This is a genomic window from Oceanobacillus caeni (genome assembly GCF_019037185.1).
Taxonomy (GTDB): domain Bacteria; phylum Bacillota; class Bacilli; order Bacillales; family Amphibacillaceae; genus Oceanobacillus; species Oceanobacillus caeni.
Genome location: NZ_JAHHXM010000029.1, coordinates 17,468 through 37,858, shown reverse-complemented (window position 1 = coordinate 37,858; position 20,391 = coordinate 17,468). Strand labels below are relative to the sequence as shown.

Sequence of the window (20,391 nt, the reverse complement as noted above, 5' to 3'; positions counted from 1 at the left end):
GACTTGCATGTATTAGGCACGCCGCCAGCGTTCGTCCTGAGCCAAGATCAAACTCTCCAAAAAAGTTTGTTTCAAATAAATAAAATTCATTTGAAGTTCTTAGCTTTTAGAGGAAAAACCTCTATTTTTTAAAAGAAAAACGAGTTTCCTTTTTCTTAACATACTGGTTGTTTAATTCAGTTTTCAAAGAGCAACTTTTAAAGTATAGCATGATAACCAACTAATGTCAAACACTATTTATTAAGCAGAATTAATAGGTCACTCATACTAGGTAATATATCTTATCACTTTGTCGAAAAAAAGTCAATAGCTTAAAACTTTTATATTTTTACTGTTTATTATGAAGTATTTAGTCGCTCAAAGTGACTGTAAAACAATAATACTATTCCCCTTAAATAAAGTCAATAGAGAAAACTTCCATCAATGAGGGCTTTACTTCATCCCCCACTGATAGTCAGTTGTACTTATCGAACTTTTACGGGCAGTTATCTCCCATCTACCTTCTTTGTTCCCCAGAAGCTTAAGGTGGAGTCTTACCGCTCGTTTAGGTGGAATAAATTTATACTGGTAAAAACAACAAATTATATTATAAAAAGACCATGTGTATAGGATTGTAAATCTAAGCACAATCTAATATAAGAATAAATACTCCTGCCAATAATTGCTGACAAAGATTTAAAGTAGGGGATTCTAACTTTTAAGCATTAATGAACACTAAACGATAGCGTAGTTGACACAGTGGTGTACCGTAAACACCCACCCTCACTATCCATTGGTCTTATCTTTATGCCTTTGGGACTACTTTTCAGCTTTTCACACATTTATGTGGCTCAGCCGACATGTTTGACTAACATAACATTTTACGTGGCAAATCAACGATTCTCGCCACAACCTAGCATGTTTAATTTTCAATGATCATTTTTCAAAAATATATCACCACACCAACCGTGTTCATCAATATAAAAAGACGATTCACCCCCATGTACTCATAGTTACACCCTACACATTCCTTGAGGATGGGGTCCTCTCACCTAATTATGATAGAAAGAGGAGAACTGAAATGACATTCTTAAAGTTAGTATTAATCACGATGTTAACCATTCAACCAACCTTTACTGCTAATGGATTAGCAAAAGAAAAGGATGCCGTGCTTATAAACACATATCAAGCGGATGTTACTGGTGATGGTCTATTAGAGGATATCGATTTAATGGGAGTTCCATTTTCCCAAGATGGAGACTATTATCATAATATATGGGCCGAAATTAGAAGTAAAGACCAGGATGACGAAAGATGGAGAGTTGACTATGGCGATGGCTATGAACCACAGATTCAGTTTATTGACGCAAACCATGATAATGTGCAAGATATTTTGTACCAGAGTTCTTCTAACAAAAAAGGGCTAGGTAAACAAAAACTGCATACCTTTGCTTCCAATAAACAATTAGAGATTTCGCTTCCTAAACTTAAATATATTTCTGGTAAATTTATAGATGATTACAAAGCAGATCTTAAAATAACTCCTAATGCAAAACCAATACAAATAAATCTACAAAACCGTTCAGATGCTTATATTCAGTCCGGTGTATATGGTAAAGACGGTAAATTAAAAAAATCTAAATCATTATTATTAAACACTCCAGACTACTATGTGCCTGTAAAATTAACAGATAATAAGGGCTATGGTTTACGTAGCTATAAGCAGGTAGGTGGTATTTCTAACGAAGATCATTTAGGTACAATAGAATCCTTATGGTATTATACTGACGGAAAATGGGTAGTCTTACAAACGGAATGGAAAGATTCAAATCGTTAACTTTTCGTTCGATTAACTTTGCTCGAATACTCCATTGTACTTATATGGAAAATATGTAAAATACTTCCCCGCCTACTAAGAAAAATAAAAAGGATTCCTTCCCAAATGGAAGAAATCCTTTTTATTTTATTAGTTAGCTACAATGTTAACTAGCTTTCCAGGAACTACGATTACTTTTCGAATTGTTTTTCCTTCTAGCCATTTTTGGATTGTTTCATCTTCAAGTGCTTGTTTTTCAAGATCATCTTTAGAAATATCTTTAGAAACTTGGATCTTAGAACGAACTTTCCCCATTACTTGAAGTGCGACCTCTACCTCTTCCTCTACCAATTTAGACTCATCATAGGTAGGCCACTCTGCATAAGCAATAGTATCATTATTACCTAATTTCTCCCATAGTTCTTCTGTTATATGCGGTGCGATTGGTGAAAGAAGCTTGATAAAACCTTCCACATATTTTTTGGGCAATTTATCCGCTTTATATCCCTCGTTAACGAAAACCATCATTTGTGAAATGGCAGTATTAAAATGTAAATTTTCAAAGTCTACTGTCACTTTTTTTACAGTTTCATTATAGACTTTATCTAAGTTAACATTACTTTCATCATCCACAATTTTCTCTGATAATGTACCATCATCATTTACAAATAAACGCCATACCCGATCTAAGAAACGTCTTGCTCCATCCAAACCATTTGTAGACCACGCTACAGAAGCATCCAACGGCCCCATAAACATTTCATATAATCTTAATGTGTCTGCTCCATGGGAACCTACGATATCATCTGGGTTAACTACATTTCCTTTTGATTTACTCATTTTTTCGTTTCCTTCACCAAGGATCATTCCTTGGTTATATAACTTCTGGAAAGGTTCTTTAGTAGGTACCACACCAATATCATAAAGGAATTTATGCCAGAAACGAGCATATAGTAAATGAAGCACAGCATGTTCCGCTCCGCCAATGTAAACATCTACTGGCATCCATTGTTTTAGAGCCTCGTAGTCAGCTAATTTTTCTGAGTTATTAGGGTCAATGTATCGTAAGAAGTACCATGAACTTCCAGCCCACTGTGGCATTGTATTCGTTTCACGTCTACCTTTTTTACCTGTTTCTGGATCAACTACATTGACCCACTCTTCATTATTAGCAAGTGGAGATTCTCCAGTTCCTGATGGTTTAATTTCGGACATTTTCGGTAATTCCAATGGTAATTCTTCTTCCGGAACAGCTGTCGTTGTCCCATCTTCCCAATGAATAATAGGAATTGGTTCACCCCAGTAACGTTGTCTAGCAAATAACCAATCACGTAGACGATACGTTATTTTCTTTTCACCTTTACCATTTTCCTCCAGCCATTCAATTGCTTTTGTAATCGCTTCGTCTTGATGTAACCCATTCAAGAAATCAGAATTCACATGTTCTCCATCACCAGTGTATACTTCTTTTGTGATGTCGCCTCCAGCAACTACTTCTATTATTGGCAGATCAAATTTTTTGGCAAAATCGTAGTCTCGTTCATCATGAGCTGGAACCGCCATAATAGCACCTGTACCATAAGACATTAATACATAATCCGCTACCCATATAGGAATTTTTTTATTATTCACTGGATTAATCGCATATGCACCGGTAAAAACACCAGTCTTGTCTTTAGCTAAATCTGTTCGTTCTAAATCTGATTTTTTTTGAACTTCTTCTAAATACGCTTCAACCTGCTCTTTTTGTTCGGTTGTAGTGATTTCTTTAACATATGGATGCTCTGGTGCTAGTACAGCATATGTTGCTCCGAACAATGTATCCGGTCGAGTAGTAAATACAACAAAATCTTTTTCAGTATGACCATCAATCTTAAATGTTACTTCGGCACCTTCCGATTTTCCAATCCAATTGCGTTGCATTTCTTTTAGACTTTCCGGCCAATCTAGATCATCCAAGTCTTCCAATAAACGGTCAGCATAAGCGGTGATTCGAAGCATCCACTGTTTCATCGGCTTACGAATAACTGGGTGTCCACCTCGTTCACTTTTACCATCAATCACTTCTTCATTTGCAAGTACCGTTCCTAGAGCTGGACACCAGTTTACTGGTACTTCATCGATATAAGCGAGACCCTTTTCGTATAATTTAAGGAAAATCCACTGAGTCCATTTATAATAGTTGGGATCTGTCGTATTAATTTCTCGATCCCAATCATAAGAGAAACCAAGTTCTTGAATTTGTCGCTTAAATGTTTGAATGTTCTTCTCTGTGAATTCTGCTGGGCTATTTCCAGTGTCAATCGCATATTGCTCAGCTGGAAGCCCAAACGCGTCCCACCCCATCGGATGAAGTACTTCATACCCTTGCATACGCTTCATTCGTGATAATATGTCTGTCGCTGTATATCCTTCAGGGTGTCCTACATGAAGTCCAGCTCCCGATGGATACGGAAACATATCTAATGCATAAAACTTTTCTTTTTTAGAATATGTATCTGTTTTAAATGTTTTATTTTCTTCCCAATAGGTTTGCCATTTCTTTTCAATGGTCCGATGATCAAAACTCAAAATCCATTCCTCCTTATATATACAATAAAAAAAGCCACTCATCCCTTAAATCAGGGACGAGAAGCTCGGCTTTCCCGCGGTACCACCCAAATTAACGTATAAATGGTTTAACGTTCACTTTAGTCTTTAACGCAGAGTTACGGCAGGGACTACTACTTCATTCGCACCCACAACAAAGAAGGCGAGTTCATAAAGTTTTAAGCGATAGTTTTCACCAACCACTACCTCTCTACGCCTTAAAAACAGTTACTACTAATCCTTCTTTTAGAGGTAGTTCAAAAAGTCCGGTAAAAATGACACTTCGAATTTCTTCGTTGGCTTGCTTTTCCGTTCCTCACGTATTAATTGCATACGTTCCGGTACTCAAAGCTTCGCCGCCTCGAACTTCTCGGTCCTTTTTATCCTCTTTTTTGAACACACTCTTTTAGTTATTGTCATATTATATCGAAATTATAAAGAATACTACCATCTTTGTCAATACATTCAAAATATATACTTTTATGCTAAAATATATGGTAGTTTTTATTAGGAATCGAAATTAATGAGTTACGGTGAGGTGATTATATGTTAAAAGGAGTTCTTCAATTTTCTCATCATTTATTAGAAGAATCCGTTAACGTTGGCGAATTAGTGATTGACGCAACATGTGGGAATGGAAATGATACGATTTTTTTGAGTGAAATAGTTGGAAAAAATGGCCATGTCCTTGCTTTCGATATTCAGGAAAAGGCTATTGTATCTACTAGAGAAACATTAATAAATAATGGAATCTCTAATGTCTCCCTTATTCATGATAGTCACGCTAATTTGGAGGACTATTTATCGAAAGAAGAAAATCAAACAATAGGTGGTGCTATTTTTAATCTTGGCTATTTACCTAGAAGTGATAAAAAGATTATAACAAAACCAGAATCAACCATTACAGCTATTGATACTATTTTAAATCGTTTAAAACAAAATGGTCTTATGGTTTTAGTCGTTTATCACGGACATGACGGTGGCAAAGAAGAAAAAGAGGCGATATTGAAACACGTTATTAGACTGGATCAGAAAGAATATAACGTTTTACAATACGGTTTTATTAATCAAAAAAACTCCCCTCCATTTATTATTGCAATACAGAAAAAATGAGATGTTATGTTACATCTCATTTTCTATATTTCCCCATTTAGTTATCCCACTTGATGATTTTTGTTAAATCTATAGTACATTTTTGTATTCCAATGAAAGAACCGTGCTGTCATTCCGCTATAATCTAACAATGTTTTTTTTATTTTTTCTTCATCTTGCAATGTCTTTATCTTATCGTCTCCTAAATAGAGTCCAACTAATCCACGGTATACCATTTTATGGAATGATAAATGAGGTAAGGTTTGAATTTTTTCATCTGTTTGTTTTATAAAATATACAAGACGTTCCTTCAACTCTTGCTCATTTTCATAAAAACTACAAAAGTTTAAATCCCCTTCCTCTTGATCTTCCTTTTGATCAATATAATAATCTAATAAAATATGTAACCCTTGCATATACGGAAAATAACTATGATAAATTTCTTCAGCTAATTCCTTTGTCATACAATCTGATAAAGCATAGGAAATAAGGCAAAATATCCCTAACGTTGAACCTGTTGCAGCAGCAAATTCATACCACCTTAGTGTAGGTGTTTTTTCTCTATTTTCATTAAACCATGTAGTAAGTCTTGGTATACGTTCATTCACCTTTACATGTTTATGTATTTGTAATGCTTGATACATTGTCTCCAAATCCTCTAATTGTACATTTATTAAAATAGGCTCTTCTACTTTAGCTAGAACATCCTGGCATGTACGCACAAGGTCTTTTAAATAACTTCCATCATCTTGTTCTTTTCGCAATTGATAATAATTCTTACAGTCATTCTCGGGAGATAAGGCATCTTCCATTGCCTTATGCAAAAGTTCAAAATCATCCGGATCAAGCGAGGTACTTCGATCACATAGATTATCAAGGTAGTCACTAATGGTTTGATAAGCGACTATAAATCGAAGAGCCTCTTTCCATTTATCTTTGGCAAGAAGCGAAAAAACCGCTCCGCCAAGGCAATGAAATTGTTTAGAATGAATACTATTAAGTGCTTGTGTTCTTAACTCTTTATTCGGAATTTGCTCTGCCTTTGCTTCCCATTTTTGTAACTCCGCATTTACAGCTGGAAATATTTTCAGAAACACAATGGTCATTAATCTTAATGAATTTGTTGGTATGCGAGACATTACATTTCCTCCGTTCACTTTTCCATTCATTCTTTGTTATACTTATTATATCAACATGGACAAACAAAATAAAAATAATAACTTATGGGGGAAAGTTTATGATTGGAGAATATATGGGGAGTAAACCAAACATCCATGATTCAGCATTTATTGCTAGTGATGCTGTCATTGTTGGTGATGTTACAATTGATAAGGAATCTAATATATGGTTTAAAACAGTAATCAGGGGAGATGTTGCACCAACCTATATTGGTAAACGGGTAAGTATTCAAGATTTATCCATGCTACATCAGAGCCCTAATAATCCCTTAATTGTTGAAGATGATGTTACGGTCGGCCATCAAGTAACATTACATTCCGCGATTGTTCGAAAAAATGCTCTAATTGGAATGGGTTCTATTATTCTAGATAAAGCAGAGATTGGTGAAAGTGCGTTTGTAGGTGCGGGTAGCCTTGTTCCACCTGGAAAAAAGATTCCACCCCATACTCTCGTTATGGGACGCCCTGCGAAAGTTGTCCGCAAATTAACGGAAGAAGATTACCAAGAGATGGAACGCGTTAGAAAATCTTATGTAGATAAAGGAAAATATTATAAAAACCACACCAATCTTTAAAAAATTGTTCAAAGAAAAGTTGGTACAATTTCTATAAAACAGGCACTTACTATCCATTTGATAGAAGTGCCTGTTTTTCATTTATGCTCCTACTAACTCAGAGCCTTTCTTATTATTCTTATCTATTGTAAAGTTGTCAAAGTCATATTTATGTTCCACAAATATTTGATGCCATAGCATAAACATAAGGACTGTCCAGATTTTTCTACTATAATCCCCATTACCTTTACAATGGGAATCAAGTAAATCTAGTACATATTTCTTATTAAGGAGATAGTCCGTTTCACTTTCGGCAATAAGTTGTTTTGCCCAGCCATTTAGTTCCTTTTTAAGCCAATGGCGAATTGGAACAGGAAATCCTAATTTTTTACGATCTAAGACATGTTCAGGAATGATTCCTTTTGCAGCTTCTCTAAGGATACTCTTTGTTGTACCATTTGCAATTTTTAAGTCTACAGGAATACCGCTAGCAACACGAAAGACCTCTTTATCTAAGAAAGGAACACGTAGCTCTAATGAATTAGCCATTGTCACCCTGTCTGCTTTTAATAGAATATCACCACGTAGCCAAGTATGAATGTCTATATACTGCATTTGGTTCACTAATGGATAATCCTTTACAAAATCATACAACCCATCTGTGATTTGTTGATAATTGTTATTTTCTATATAATGAGTCAAAAGTTCACGTTTCTCATTCTCTTCAAACATCTTTGCATTTCCTATATAACGTTCCCTAAGCGGGGTTATCCCACGTTCCAAGAAGCTTTTCCCCTTCATACCTTCTGGGAGTGCTTTTGCTACATTGGCTAATAATCCCTTTATTGGCCGAGGAATGGCATTAAATATTTTAAGAGATTCTGGTTCTCGATATATATTATATCCACCAAATAATTCGTCAGAACCTTCACCAGAAAGGGCAACCTTTACATGTTTTCTAGCTTCTCTAGCAACAAAGTATAATGGTACACAAGCTGGGTCAGCCAATGGGTCATCCATATGCCACATAATTTTAGGTAAATTTTCTACGTACTCTTCAGGAGTAATGGTGTAAGAAATATTTTCTACTTTTAATTTATCAGCTGTTTCTTTAGCAACATCTACTTCTGAGAAGCCATCTCTTTGAAAACCAACAGAAAAAGTTTTGATATTTGGATTAAATTCCTTAGCAATGGAAACAATAAGAGTAGAATCAATACCACCGGATAAAAATGATCCTACAGGTACATCACTTCGCATATGAACTTTTACAGAATCATACATAACTTCTTGAATTTGATTTATCCAATCTTTTTTATCTTTATTAAAAATAGGTTGGAAGGTTGCATGCCAATATCTAGTAAATGTTATATCTTCGCCTATTTTTTTAACAAAATAATGTCCTGGTTCTACCTTTTCAATCCCTTGAGCCAATGTCATTGGTTCTGGCGCATATTGAAAGCTTAAATAGTGCTGTAATGCATCAACATTTACTTCTTCTTTTTCAAGCATTAGTCCAAGACTTTTTTTCTCCGAAGCAAAAGCAATTCCGTCTTCCGTACGATAATAATATAATGGCTTAATTCCAAATGGATCTCGTGCACCATATAGTGTCTTATCATCTTTATCCCACACTAGAATAGAGTACATTCCTCTTAAATATTGAAATGCATCTTCTTTGTATTTAGAAAATAAAGCGGCAATCACTTCTGTATCAGATTCTGTTGAAAATGAATAACCATCTTGTTTTAATTCGTCACGAAGTTCTACATAATTATAGATTTCTCCATTAAAAACAAGCCAAATTTTATCATTATCATAACTTAATGGTTGAACTCCACTTTCAATATCAATTATACTTAAACGCCTAAAACCAAAAGATATGTACTCATCGACAAAATAACCTTCATCATCTGGACCACGATGAGCAATAATATTATTTTTCCTTCTTAATGAATCCATGTCTTTTTCATCTACATCAGTTGGATAATCGTATACCATTCCAATAAAACCACACATGATAGTTACCTCTTTCTATTAAAATAATTCATTAGCAATTACAAAGTAAAGACTGCGTTTCGAATTGGGATAATTCCACTAATTATCTACAGGCTTTTTGTTTAATTTTCTACCAAAGTCTGGAGCACCTTTTTATTGGAATCTTTAATAAGTGATTCGAAATCTAGGATAATTATATCACAAAAAAATCATATTGTAACATAATTGTAATACTTCAGTGATAAAATCAAAAAAACTGCCACATCTCCGTGCTGGCAGCTTTCATGGTGTTACTTTATTTTATTTTATTTTATTAAATCCTTTAATTCATCTACCCTATCCAATTTCTCCCACGGGAACTGAACATCTGTTCTACCAAAATGGCCATATGCCGCTGTGTTTTTAAAGATTGGTTTTCTTAGGTCTAACATATTAATTATCCCTGCAGGCCTTAAATCAAACACTTTACGAACAGCATCCACTAATTTAGTTTCATGTACTGTACCAGTTCCAAATGTATCAATAGATATAGAAACGGGTTCCGCTACACCAATTGCATAAGCTAACTGAACTTCACAAGACTTCGCAAGTCCTGCTGCAACAATATTTTTTGCAACATAACGGGCTGCATAAGCAGCAGAGCGGTCTACTTTTGTGGAATCTTTACCACTAAATGCCCCTCCGCCATGTCTTGCATATCCGCCATACGTATCTACTATAATTTTACGACCAGTTAAACCAACATCGCCTTGTGGTCCCCCAACAACGAATCTACCAGTTGGATTTATAAAATATTTCGTATGGTCATCTAGTAATTCTTTAGGCACTATAGGAAGAATTACTTGTTCTTTCATGTCTTTTTCAATCTGTTCTTGAGATACTTCTGGATGATGTTGAGTAGAAATAACAATAGTGTCAATACGAACCGGATTATTATTTTCATCATATTCGACAGTTACTTGTGTTTTTCCATCTGGACGTAAATAATCTACTATATTTTCTTTACGAATATCTGCTAATCGTTTAGATAATTTATGTGCTAATGAGATTGGTAAAGGCATAAGCTCTTCTGTCTCGTCACAAGCAAAACCAAACATTAATCCTTGGTCTCCCGCTCCAATTGCAGCGATTGCTTCGTCACTCATTTTGCCTTCACGTGCTTCTAGCGCTTTATCTACTCCCATCGCAATATCTGGAGATTGTTCATCTATTGCTGTTAAGACAGCGCAGGTATCTGCATCAAATCCATATTTAGCTCTTGTATAGCCAATCTCTTTCACCGTTTTCCTGACAATTGCAGGAATATCTACATACGTACTAGTAGTAATTTCACCAGCTACTAAAACAAGACCAGTAGTTACTGTAGTCTCACAAGCAACTCTTGCATTGGGATCATTTTTTATAATTTCATCTAAAATGGCATCTGATATTTGATCTGACATTTTATCTGGATGCCCTTCTGTTACAGACTCAGATGTGAATAAACGACGTTTTTCAGCCATAAGGCTCATTCTCTCCTTTAATTGGTGTTACGGAACTCTTTTCATTATTTCGATTAAAGATCTTTGTATATTCTATATATAAAAGCATTGAAGAAACCATTGCTTTTTATATAATAAAGAAGACTTCCATCAGTGGGGATTTTCCTTCATTCCCCACTGTCGTACTTATCGGACCTTTGCGGGTAGTTGATCTCCCGCTTACCTTCTTTGTTCTTCAGAAGCTTGAGGAGGGAGTCTTACTGCCCATTTAGGTGGGATAAAAGGAACTGTTTCTTCTTTAAAAGCAAAAAAATCCCTATCCTACATTGAGGAAAGGGTTCGGTCCTTTCACTCTTATTGTTCAAGGAATGATCCTTGCTTCAGGTAAGCACCTTTTCACAAGCGTGTGAGGTTGCTGGGCTTCATAGGGTCTGTCCCTCCGCCAACTCGGAATAAGAGAGTTTCCGTCCATTGTTATCGTAACGAAATGTGTGAGTAATGTCAATAACTTTTCCTCTACATATGATGGTTGAAGCAAATAAAGAATACTTCCATCATTGGGGGTTTTCCTTCATTCTCCACTGATGGTTAGTCGCACTGATCGGATCTTTACGGGCAGTTGATCTCCCACCTACCTTCTTTGTTTCCTTAGAGGCTTGAGTGGGATAGAAATATTGTAGTTATTTCCGTTAATTTAACAAATAGCAAATTTTACTAAATTGAAACATAAATAGTATGGATTATTTTTGTATATGTGTTATACTAATAATCGAATGTAATGAAAAGTACAATTTTTAGCAGTTAGGAAAGTATAGATTCTTTCTCGTTTGGGGTACCGATTACCCGCCCCACTGTATAAATCTGCTAAGTGCAACTAACGCATTCGCTAAACCTATCCTATAGTGAATGCCAAGTTTTCTAATTATCTTCATCAGTAATTTATTATAAAGCGGGGGATTTTTTTTATGAAAATGGTGGAAAGAACATTATGGAAAGATTTACTTCATCAACATGAAAACATCAAAGAGAATTTATCCGAACCACAATTAGTGGAACGTATATTGGGCAGGGGAGAAGCAGCATTAAGTGAAACTGGGGCGGTTCGAGCAACAACTGGAAAATATACAGGAAGATCCCCTGGTGATAAATTTATTGTTCGTGATGAAGTGTGTGAAGCTACTATTAATTGGGGAGCAGTAAATCAACCCATTGAAGAGAAGTATTTTGATAGTCTATATGAGAAAGTGATTGATTATTTAAAAGAAAAAGATGAAATTTATTCTTTCAAAGGATTTGCTGGAGCAGATAAAAAATATCGCTTACCAATTCAAGTAATTAATGAATTTGCATGGCACAATCTATTTTCTCGTCAATTATTCATTAAGCCACAACAAGACGAATTAGAGAACCATCAAAGTGAATTCACTGTTATTTCTGCACCTAATTTTAAAGCTGACCCTAGTGTTGATGGAACAAATTCCGAAACCTTTATCATTATTTCTTTTAAAAAGAGAATTGTTCTTATTGGTGGAACGGAGTATGCCGGAGAGATTAAGAAATCTATATTCTCTGTTATGAACTACCTTCTTCCACAACAGGATGTATTATCCATGCATTGCTCTGCTAACGTAGGTAAAGAAGGTGACGTTGCTTTATTCTTTGGTCTGTCTGGTACAGGTAAGACTACGCTTTCTGCGGATCCGTACCGCCGATTAATTGGGGATGATGAACATGGTTGGAGTCCGAATGGGGTATTTAATATAGAAGGTGGCTGTTATGCAAAATGTATTAACCTCTCAGAAGAAAAAGAGCCACAAATATACAACGCGATTCGCTTCGGATCTGTACTCGAGAATGTAATATTAGATGAAAATACAAGAACACCAGAATATGACGATACCTCTCTTACTGAGAATACTAGGGCAGCGTATTCTTTAGAGAATATCGATAATATTGTTACACCAAGTGTTGCGGGCCATCCAAATGCAATTATTTTCCTAACAGCTGATGCTTCCGGCACGTTACCACCTATTAGTAAATTAACGAAAGAGCAAGCTATGTATCATTTCTTAAGTGGATATACTAGTAAACTTGCTGGTACAGAACGTGGTGTGACAGAACCGCAAGCAACTTTCTCAGCGTGCTTTGGTTCCCCATTCTTACCATTAGCTCCATCTAAATACGCTGAAATGCTAGGAGATAAAATAGATCAATTCAATGCCAAAGTGTTTTTAGTTAATACTGGCTGGACAGGTGGTTCCTACGGGGTAGGAAACCGTATGAAACTTTCTTATACTCGTGCAATGATTCACTCTGCACTAGAAGGTGAACTTAATAATGTAGAAACCGTTCAAGATGAAGTATTCGGATTAAATATTCCACTTCATATTCCTGGGGTTCCTGATGAAGTGTTAGTTCCAAAACAAACTTGGGGTGATAAAGCAGCTTATGACAAAGCGGCAAAAGAATTAGCTTTGAAATTCCACGAAAACTTCAAGAAATTCACTCATGCATCCGATGAAATTAAGAATGCGGGTCCACTATTTAAATAATAAAATTCAAAAAGTCGGTCTCTTTTAGGAGATCGGCTTTTTTCGTTTGAAAAAAACTTTAAATCAATAGGCAATCACACAATTTTCTCCTAGGCATAAACTGTGGAAGGAAGATAATTTAAATGAAAGGGTCGAGAACTATGAGAAAGATTAAAGGCTTTATTTTGTTGTCCATCGGTTTACTTATCTTTCTTTCGGCTTGTGGTACAGGTGGAACATCCAAAATCAGTATCGGTGAAGTAACGAGATCTGTTTTCTATACACCTATGTATGTAGCGGTAGAAGAAGGTTTTTTTGAAGAAGAAGGTCTAGAAATTGACCTGCAAACTACATGGGGCGGAGACACGACTATGACCACGTTATTATCTGATGGAATCGATATAGCTTTAGTGGGTGCCGAAACGTCCATTTATGTATATGCACAAGATTCAAAGGATTATGCGATTAACTTTGCCCAACTCACACAAACAGATGGTACATTTTTAGTAGCAAAAGAGGTAAAACCTGACTTTACGTGGGAAGATTTAAGAGGAGAAAACTTTCTCGGACAGCGAGTTGGTGGAATGCCTCAGATGGTTGGAGAATATGTGTTAAAAAAACACGGTGTGGATCCGCATGCAGACGTTAATTTAGACCAAAGTGTCGATTTTGCAAACATACCAAGTGCTTTTGCTTCTGGTGATTACGAGTATGTACAGTTATTTGAACCAACAGCAAGTGTTTTTGAACGGGAAGGAACCGGACATATTGTAGCTTCCTTTGGTGAAGAATCTGGCACTGTCCCTTATACAGGATTCATGGCTAAGCAAAGTTATATGGACAAAAATGAAGAAACGGTATTAAAATTCACGAAAGCATTGTATAAAGCTCAGGCCTGGGTCCAAGAAACAGATGCAATGACCCTCGCAGAAATTGTTTCGCCATATTTTGAAGATACCGATATCGAATTATTAGCTTCATCTATTGAACGTTATAAAAACCAAGATTCTTTTGCAACAGACCCACTTTTGGATAAAGAAGAATGGGAACAACTGAAAACAATTATGGACGAAGCAGGTGAGCTACCCGAAGATGTCCCTTATGAAGAGTTGGTGAATACGGAATTTGCGGAAAAAGTAATAAACGACTAAGGAGGAAATTAGCGTGTCATTTCTAACATTGGATCATGTATCACACCACTACTTTTCTAAAGACGGCTATACTAAAGCACTTCATGACATATCATTTTCCTTAAAGGAAGGTGAGTTTGTTTCCTTGCTTGGACCGAGTGGTTGTGGAAAATCAACCATACTATCCATTATAGCTGGCATTATGAAACAAACACAAGGTAAAGTCCTACTTGAAAATAAAGATATTCAAGAATCAGCACTTGCTATTGGATACATGTTGCAACAAGATTATCTCTTCCCGTGGAAAAATATTATTGACAACGTGTTGCTCGGTCCTAAAATCCATAATAAACCAACAGTTGAATTAAAGGAAACCGCTATTCAACTTTTACAAGAAGTTGGCTTAAAAGGAGTTCAAGATCAATACCCAACTTCATTATCCGGTGGTATGAGACAACGTGTAGCACTTGTTAGAACGCTTATCTATGACCCTAAAATCCTCCTTCTAGATGAGCCATTTTCGGCGTTAGATTACCAAACCAAGCTTAAATTAGAGGATTTAGTTGGCAAACTTCTAAAAAATTATCATAAAACAGCTATTCTTGTTACTCACGATATCGGTGAAGCAATAGCAATGAGTGACCGAATTTTAGTAATGAATGCGAACCCAGGAAGTATTGCTAAAGTATTTGAAGTCCCAATTGAAATTCGTCAAAATCCCCCACTCGACGCTAGAAAACATCCTAAATATCAGCCACTTTTTGATAAAATATGGGAGGAGCTTGACAGTAGAGAAGGTGATAAGAAATGAAAAGCGATCAACAATTATTCGATAGCTATCTGAAGGAAAGAAAAAAGGAAAAGAAAATTGTGTTGATATGGCAATTTTTCATTCTCATCATGTTCTTTGCATTATGGGAAATTGCAAGTCGTTTGTATTGGATTGATCCATTACTATTTAGCTCACCAAGTCGGATTTTCACCTCATTAATAGGTAGATTTGCAAATGGATCAATGTTTTCCCATTTATCAGTAACGTTATTTGAGACTATATTAGGTTTCATCATTGGTACTCTTGGCGGAATTTTACTGGCAACATTACTATGGTCTTTTACACGCTTTTCTAAAATTATGGATCCTTATATAGTGGTACTAAACGCAATGCCTAAAGTTGCGCTGGGGCCAATCATTATCGTAGCGCTTGGACCAGGATATTTATCCATCATAGCAATGGGGTTCCTTGTATCCGTAATTATAACCACCATAAACATCTTCTCGGCTTACAATGAAGTAGATCCAAATTATTCCAAAGTATTAAAAAGCTTCGGTGCAACGAGATGGCAATGTTTTAAAGAAGCTGTATTTCCAGCCACCATGCCAACTATGATCTCAACGCTAAAAGTTAATGTAGGATTATCATGGGTCGGAGTAATTGTTGGTGAATATTTAGTTTCGAAGCAAGGACTCGGTTATTTAATCATTTATGGATTCCAAGTATTTGACTTCACCCTTGTAATGTCTAGCCTTGTGCTTATCGCTATTCTTGCAGCAATCATGTACAAAGTAGTGGAAGGAATAGAAAGATGGTTAATAAAACATGCCCACTGAACAAAAGCGGAAGCGCCCGTTTAGCGACGTACGGACTGGACTGAACCGCAGGAGATAAAGGAAACACGACGAGCGGAGTGAGTCGATGTTGACTTATCGTACGGATGTGAAGGAAGTCTCGCTAGTCGCTGGGCGCTGGAGCTGGATGTTGTCTTCCCTATGACAAGATTTAATAAGCTAAATTTTTCCTATCTTTTAAAAAATACTAACCATCGGTGCAAGGTTTACCTTCTCCACCCTGATGGTTAGTCGCACGTATCGGATCTTTACGGGCAGGTGATCTCCCACCTACCTTCTTTGTTTCCCAAGAGGCTCGGGGTGGGAGTCTTGCTGCCCGTTTAGGTGAGTTAAAAATGATTCTGAATCCATTTTAAGCTAGAATCCAGCACAGAATCTTTCATAATGAAACTATACTCTTTATTCTTTCTAACATCTGAAGGAATTTCAATTAAAAGTACAGGTCCTTCTGTTTCAAAATAATGATTTTGTTCAACTAGGTTTTCTATAGTAGCAAAATACACATTCTTTATCACGTAATCACTTTTACCATCCACATAATATTGACCGACATAACTTATATGTTTCACAATTCCGCCTGTTTCTTCTTTAATTTCACGAATAGCAGCTTCTTGTGCATTTTCTCCTTTTTCAACCTTGCCACCTGGGAACTCTAGCCCTCTTTCTTTATGTCTAGTTAAAAGCCATTGGTCATTATAACGACATATAATCCAAACGTGCTTGGGATTTTTAGAAAATGGATGGTCTTCATAGGAAAAGGTAACTTCATTATTATAAAAATCTCTAAATGTTTTCAAAAACTTCAACTGCCTTTTTTCATAACCTACTAACGATGTGTAATACTACTAATTTTCCAATCCCCATTATAAGTGAATTCTATTTCAATCGTGTAATCCCCATACAAATCCACCTGATTTTTCTGAGTTAGTATTACCTTTGTTTCATTTATTTGATCGATTTTATATTCATTTTTAGCAACAAACCAAGGTGGGGTTTCTGTAGGTACTATATAAAGCCCATCCCCTTTTTCCTTGTAGTAAAAATCAACATACGGCATTGCAACTTCTTTTGTTGTGATTCCTTCAAATTCTTTTAACAATTCCTCTTTAGTATGAAAGTCAATTACTCTTCCATTTATATCTGTTGGTTGTACTAATATATCCATAAACTCATTCGTTAAAAAAACTATATCTTCATGTGTTAATTGTTTATTCTCCATTTTATCTCCTGTTTCCATATACTCAGAAGACAGAGTAAATTGCCGACCTTCAGCTGAAACAGGTAAAAGGTTTTCGTTCGTAATACTCAGAAGAAGCACAATTATCCCCGTGATTAAAACACCTATAAATATAGCTATTTTCTTCATATTGTATCCCCCTTAGCATTATTATTTTTACTATTCCTTTTTATCTAAGGGGTTAAACACAAATGAAGATGCAGGAATCATAAAGAAGACTTCCATAAGTGGGGGGTTCCTTCATCTCTCACTGATGTTAGTCACGCTTATCGTATCTTTACGGGTATTGTTCTTCCCACCTATCTTCTTTATTCTCCAGAAGCTTGGGGCGGGAGACTTACTGCCAATTTAGGTGGGATAAATTAACAGATAAGTCTGTTATTAAACAATAACATATTTTCTCTGTCTTTTACATATCATTTTCATTTAAAATTCCCATACTTTCAATATGCTCACGTGTTTTTTTATTTCCTAATTCATAAAGCATTTGATACACCTCTAGCATATTGGAGTCGTATTTGTCGTTTGAATCATCATGATGATATTCTACAAACGGTAAATGTGCACGAAAAAATGTAACTACTCCAGCATCATGCATATTTTCGAATTTTCTACGTAGATTACTTAACTCTGTTTCCGTAGCACTTATCTCTAAATAACCATTTCGATCATGTGGACGATGTGAAATCTCACCCTCCACCAAGCTTACATAATATTTGTTTTTTTCCATCAGGAACACCTCCTAATACTAATTTGGCTTCCTGTTAGGAAAGTATTCTAAAAGATTGGTTGTTCTCAAAGTAAAGGCCAATTTTTATTATCTCCGCAATTCAAGTAGCTTACTTCTTACTAGTTTATTCGAAGCATTCCTCGGTAATTCTTCTACAAAGTGAATTTCTTTCGGAATTTTATATTTCGCTAATCTTTGTCGCAAAAATGAGAAAACCTCAGATGCCGTTACATCTTTTATCTTTACGACAAAAGCAATTGGAACCTGCCCCCATGTTTCGTCTGCTAAACCTGTTACCCCCACTTCCTTAATTTGTTCCATTCCAGACAATACACTTTCAATCTCGGAAGGATAGATGTTTTCTCCCCCAGAAATGATAAGATCTTTCCTACGATCCACTACATATAAAAATCCATCATCATCTAAATATCCCATATCACCTGTCCTAAGCCAACCATTATGAAAGGATTTTTTATTTGCTTCTTCATTTCTATAATAACCTTTTGTTACCATCGGACCTTTGACGATAATCTCTCCTATAGAGTCTTCATTGCCTCCATCAATTCGAAGCTGCGCTGGAAAAAGGGCTTTTCCCGCTGATCCTAATTTTTTTAAAGCGTCTTGCGGACTTAATGTAACGATTTGTGATGAAGTTTCCGTCATTCCATAGGATTGAAAAACAGGAATTCCCTTTTCTTTCGCTTTTTCTAATAATGGCTTTGGTGCTGGACCACCACCAAGCAACATGCATCGTAATGTATTAGGATAGCGATTGTTCCCTAATTCATTTAATAATTTTTGTACCATAACCGTAACGACAGAAACAATTGTAATACCCTTGGACATGATAGCATCATGAACTTTTTTCACGTCAAATTTCTCTAATACGTAAATAGGCATGCCATAAATTAGGCTTTTTATAGAGGTGGATAGACCACTTACATGAAAAATCGGTAAAGGAATAAGCCACTTATCATCTTTATTCAAGCCTAGATTCAGAGCAGAGCCAATCGCACTCCACCAATGATTACCGTACGTATGGAGTACCCCCTTTGGAAAACCTGTAGTACCAGAGGTATAAATAACTGTAAAAACATCTTCCAAATTAAGCTCCGTTTTTAAAGGTATATTGTATTTTTCTTGCAATACATTTATTTCCGAAAAACTCTTCACCATCGAAACCTGAATTTGGCTTGCACTCATTTTGTACTTATCCGAGGTTAAAACGATAGAAACATTTGCGTCTTTTAATTGAAACTCTAATTCCGGTCGTGAAAGTCTCACATTTAAAAGTACTCCAACCGCTCCTAAATAACTTAACGCATGAATAGCAACAATCATTTCTATGCTATTGCCGGATAAAATTCCGACATGCGTCCCTTCATGTACATTTAGTGCAGCCAATTTCCTAGCAAAACATTGACTAGCTTCTTTTAATTGTTTAAACGTATAAGTTTCCCCGTTCTCTAATTCAATTGCGGTTTGGTTTGGGTTAATGTCAGCTTGTTTCGTCAGCCAATGTGGAATTGTTTCCGACATGATTATGCTCCTTTCTATTAATTAACGATACAAAGGAAAAACCCTCGCTATTACAAGCAAAGGGTTCATCATAGTAATTTTTTTCAATGAATCAAGGAAAACGCGGGAACTTTTTAAAGTTCGGTTTTCTTTTCTCTTTGAAGGCATCTCTACCTTCTTTTGCTTCATCTGTTGTGTAATAAAGCAATGTTGCATCTCCGCCAAGCTGTTGTAAACCAGCTAATCCATCTGTATCTGCATTGAATGATGCTTTTAGGAAACGAATTGCAGTAGGTGATTTTTCTAGAATTTCTTCACACCACTGTAATGTTTCTTCTTCCAATTGTTCAAGTGGTACTACTTTATTTACCATTCCCATTTCGTATGCTTCATCCGCATTATATTGACGACATAAGTACCAAATCTCTCTTGCACGTTTATGACCAATATGACGGGCTAAATAGCCTGCACCATATCCCGCATCAAAGCTACCCACTTTTGGTCCTGTTTGTCCAAAAATGGCATTGTCCGCTGCGATTGTTAAATCACAAACAACGTGAAGGACATGTCCACCACCAATGGCATAACCAGATACCATTGCAATAACTGGTTTTGGAATCGTACGGATTAATCTTTGCAAATCAAGTACGTTTAATCGTGGAACTTGGTCGCTCCCAACATATCCACCATGTCCTCTTACGGTTTGATCTCCACCAGAACAAAATGCTTTATCCCCTTCTCCAGCTAGAATAATTACACCAATTTCAGAATCATCTCTAGCATCCGTAAACGCATCAATCATTTCATTTACCGTAAGCGGTGTAAATGCGTTACGTTTTTCGGGGCGATTAATCGTAACTTTTGCAACTCCATTATATTTTTCATAAATAATTTCTGAATACTCTTTTGACTTCTTCCATTCAGCAGCCATT

General features: G+C 36.0%; 16 protein-coding genes, 1 rRNA gene, 1 riboswitch and 1 other annotated feature. Of the genes, 7 read left to right on the top strand and 10 right to left on the bottom strand.

Translation table 11 applies throughout. The features are described 5' to 3' along the window. Positions 1-63, bottom strand: a 16S ribosomal RNA gene (locus KM885_RS13810); the annotation flags it as partial. 997 nt (positions 64-1,060) lie between these two features. On the opposite strand from KM885_RS13810, the gene KM885_RS13805 reads away from it, so the two are divergent. After that, positions 1,061-1,816, top strand: coding sequence for a hypothetical protein (locus KM885_RS13805; RefSeq protein WP_060668732.1), 756 nt, complete (start codon positions 1,061-1,063; stop codon positions 1,814-1,816). A 129-nt stretch (positions 1,817-1,945) separates the two neighbouring features. Here the strand turns inward: KM885_RS13805 and leuS are convergent, their stop codons facing one another. After that, the gene (leuS, locus tag KM885_RS13800; protein ID WP_060668733.1) at positions 1,946-4,366 is read right to left on the bottom strand and encodes a leucine--tRNA ligase; all 2,421 of its coding nucleotides are present in this window, start codon (positions 4,364-4,366) and stop codon (positions 1,946-1,948) included. A gap of 49 nt (positions 4,367-4,415) precedes the next feature. Further along, positions 4,416-4,635, bottom strand: a binding site (T-box leader). 295 nt (positions 4,636-4,930) lie between these two features. Here leuS and mnmM point away from each other — a divergent pair. Next, entirely contained in the window at positions 4,931-5,497 is a 567-nt protein-coding gene (gene mnmM / locus KM885_RS13795) for a tRNA 5-(aminomethyl)-2-thiouridylate-methyltransferase MnmM (RefSeq protein WP_204797595.1), read from the top strand. Positions 5,498-5,538: 41 nt separating this feature from the next. Here mnmM and KM885_RS13790 read toward each other — a convergent pair whose 3' ends face one another. Then, positions 5,539-6,615 carry a tetraprenyl-beta-curcumene synthase family protein gene (locus tag KM885_RS13790; protein WP_204797596.1) on the bottom strand — a complete coding sequence of 359 codons (1,077 nt, stop codon included), beginning with the start codon at positions 6,613-6,615 and terminating at the stop codon, positions 5,539-5,541. Between the two features lie 98 nt (positions 6,616-6,713). On the opposite strand from KM885_RS13790, the gene KM885_RS13785 reads away from it, so the two are divergent. Then, positions 6,714-7,229: a gamma carbonic anhydrase gene (locus KM885_RS13785; RefSeq protein WP_047184584.1), complete on the top strand. Its 516-nt coding sequence runs from the start codon at positions 6,714-6,716 to the stop codon at positions 7,227-7,229. Between the two features lie 81 nt (positions 7,230-7,310). On the opposite strand, the gene asnB is transcribed toward KM885_RS13785, so the two are convergent. Together asnB and metK are read right to left on the bottom strand one after the other, a co-directional pair. Continuing rightward, positions 7,311-9,227, bottom strand: coding sequence for an asparagine synthase (glutamine-hydrolyzing) (gene asnB, locus KM885_RS13780; protein ID WP_204797597.1), 1,917 nt, complete (start codon positions 9,225-9,227; stop codon positions 7,311-7,313). Positions 9,228-9,511: 284 nt separating this feature from the next. Continuing rightward, positions 9,512-10,708 (bottom strand): methionine adenosyltransferase, encoded by a 1,197-nt coding sequence (metK, locus tag KM885_RS13775; RefSeq protein ID WP_047184586.1) that lies wholly within the window; start codon positions 10,706-10,708, stop codon positions 9,512-9,514. Positions 10,709-11,038: 330 nt separating this feature from the next. After that, a riboswitch (SAM riboswitch) is annotated at positions 11,039-11,146 on the bottom strand. Positions 11,147-11,652: 506 nt separating this feature from the next. On the opposite strand from metK, the gene pckA reads away from it, so the two are divergent. From pckA to KM885_RS13755, 4 genes are all read left to right on the top strand, one after another. Further along, positions 11,653-13,239, top strand: a complete 1,587-nt coding sequence (gene pckA, locus KM885_RS13770) for a phosphoenolpyruvate carboxykinase (ATP) (protein ID WP_084824041.1) — start codon at positions 11,653-11,655, stop codon at positions 13,237-13,239. Positions 13,240-13,379: 140 nt separating this feature from the next. Beyond that, positions 13,380-14,369, top strand: a complete 990-nt coding sequence (locus KM885_RS13765; RefSeq protein WP_204797598.1) for an ABC transporter substrate-binding protein — start codon at positions 13,380-13,382, stop codon at positions 14,367-14,369. Positions 14,370-14,382: 13 nt separating this feature from the next. Beyond that, positions 14,383-15,159 carry an ABC transporter ATP-binding protein gene (locus tag KM885_RS13760; RefSeq protein WP_216884161.1) on the top strand — a complete coding sequence of 259 codons (777 nt, stop codon included), beginning with the start codon at positions 14,383-14,385 and terminating at the stop codon, positions 15,157-15,159. Beyond that, a complete protein-coding gene (locus tag KM885_RS13755; protein WP_047184588.1) occupies positions 15,156-15,956 on the top strand; it encodes an ABC transporter permease in 801 nt (266 codons plus the stop codon). The genes KM885_RS13760 and KM885_RS13755 overlap by 4 nt, the downstream gene beginning before the upstream one ends. 347 nt (positions 15,957-16,303) lie before the next feature. Here the strand turns inward: KM885_RS13755 and ytkD are convergent, their stop codons facing one another. From ytkD to menB, 5 genes are all read right to left on the bottom strand, one after another. Then, a complete protein-coding gene (gene ytkD, locus KM885_RS13750; protein WP_216884160.1) occupies positions 16,304-16,771 on the bottom strand; it encodes an RNA deprotection pyrophosphohydrolase in 468 nt (155 codons plus the stop codon). Positions 16,772-16,800: 29 nt separating this feature from the next. After that, a complete protein-coding gene (locus KM885_RS13745; RefSeq protein ID WP_047184590.1) occupies positions 16,801-17,340 on the bottom strand; it encodes a hypothetical protein in 540 nt (179 codons plus the stop codon). Positions 17,341-17,620: 280 nt separating this feature from the next. Then, positions 17,621-17,941 (bottom strand): hypothetical protein, encoded by a 321-nt coding sequence (locus tag KM885_RS13740; RefSeq protein ID WP_047184591.1) that lies wholly within the window; start codon positions 17,939-17,941, stop codon positions 17,621-17,623. A gap of 87 nt (positions 17,942-18,028) precedes the next feature. Beyond that, a complete protein-coding gene (locus KM885_RS13735; protein WP_047184592.1) occupies positions 18,029-19,480 on the bottom strand; it encodes an o-succinylbenzoate--CoA ligase in 1,452 nt (483 codons plus the stop codon). Between the two features lie 91 nt (positions 19,481-19,571). Continuing rightward, positions 19,572-20,390, bottom strand: a complete 819-nt coding sequence (gene menB / locus KM885_RS13730; protein ID WP_047184593.1) for a 1,4-dihydroxy-2-naphthoyl-CoA synthase — start codon at positions 20,388-20,390, stop codon at positions 19,572-19,574. Position 20,391 lies beyond the last annotated feature (1 nt).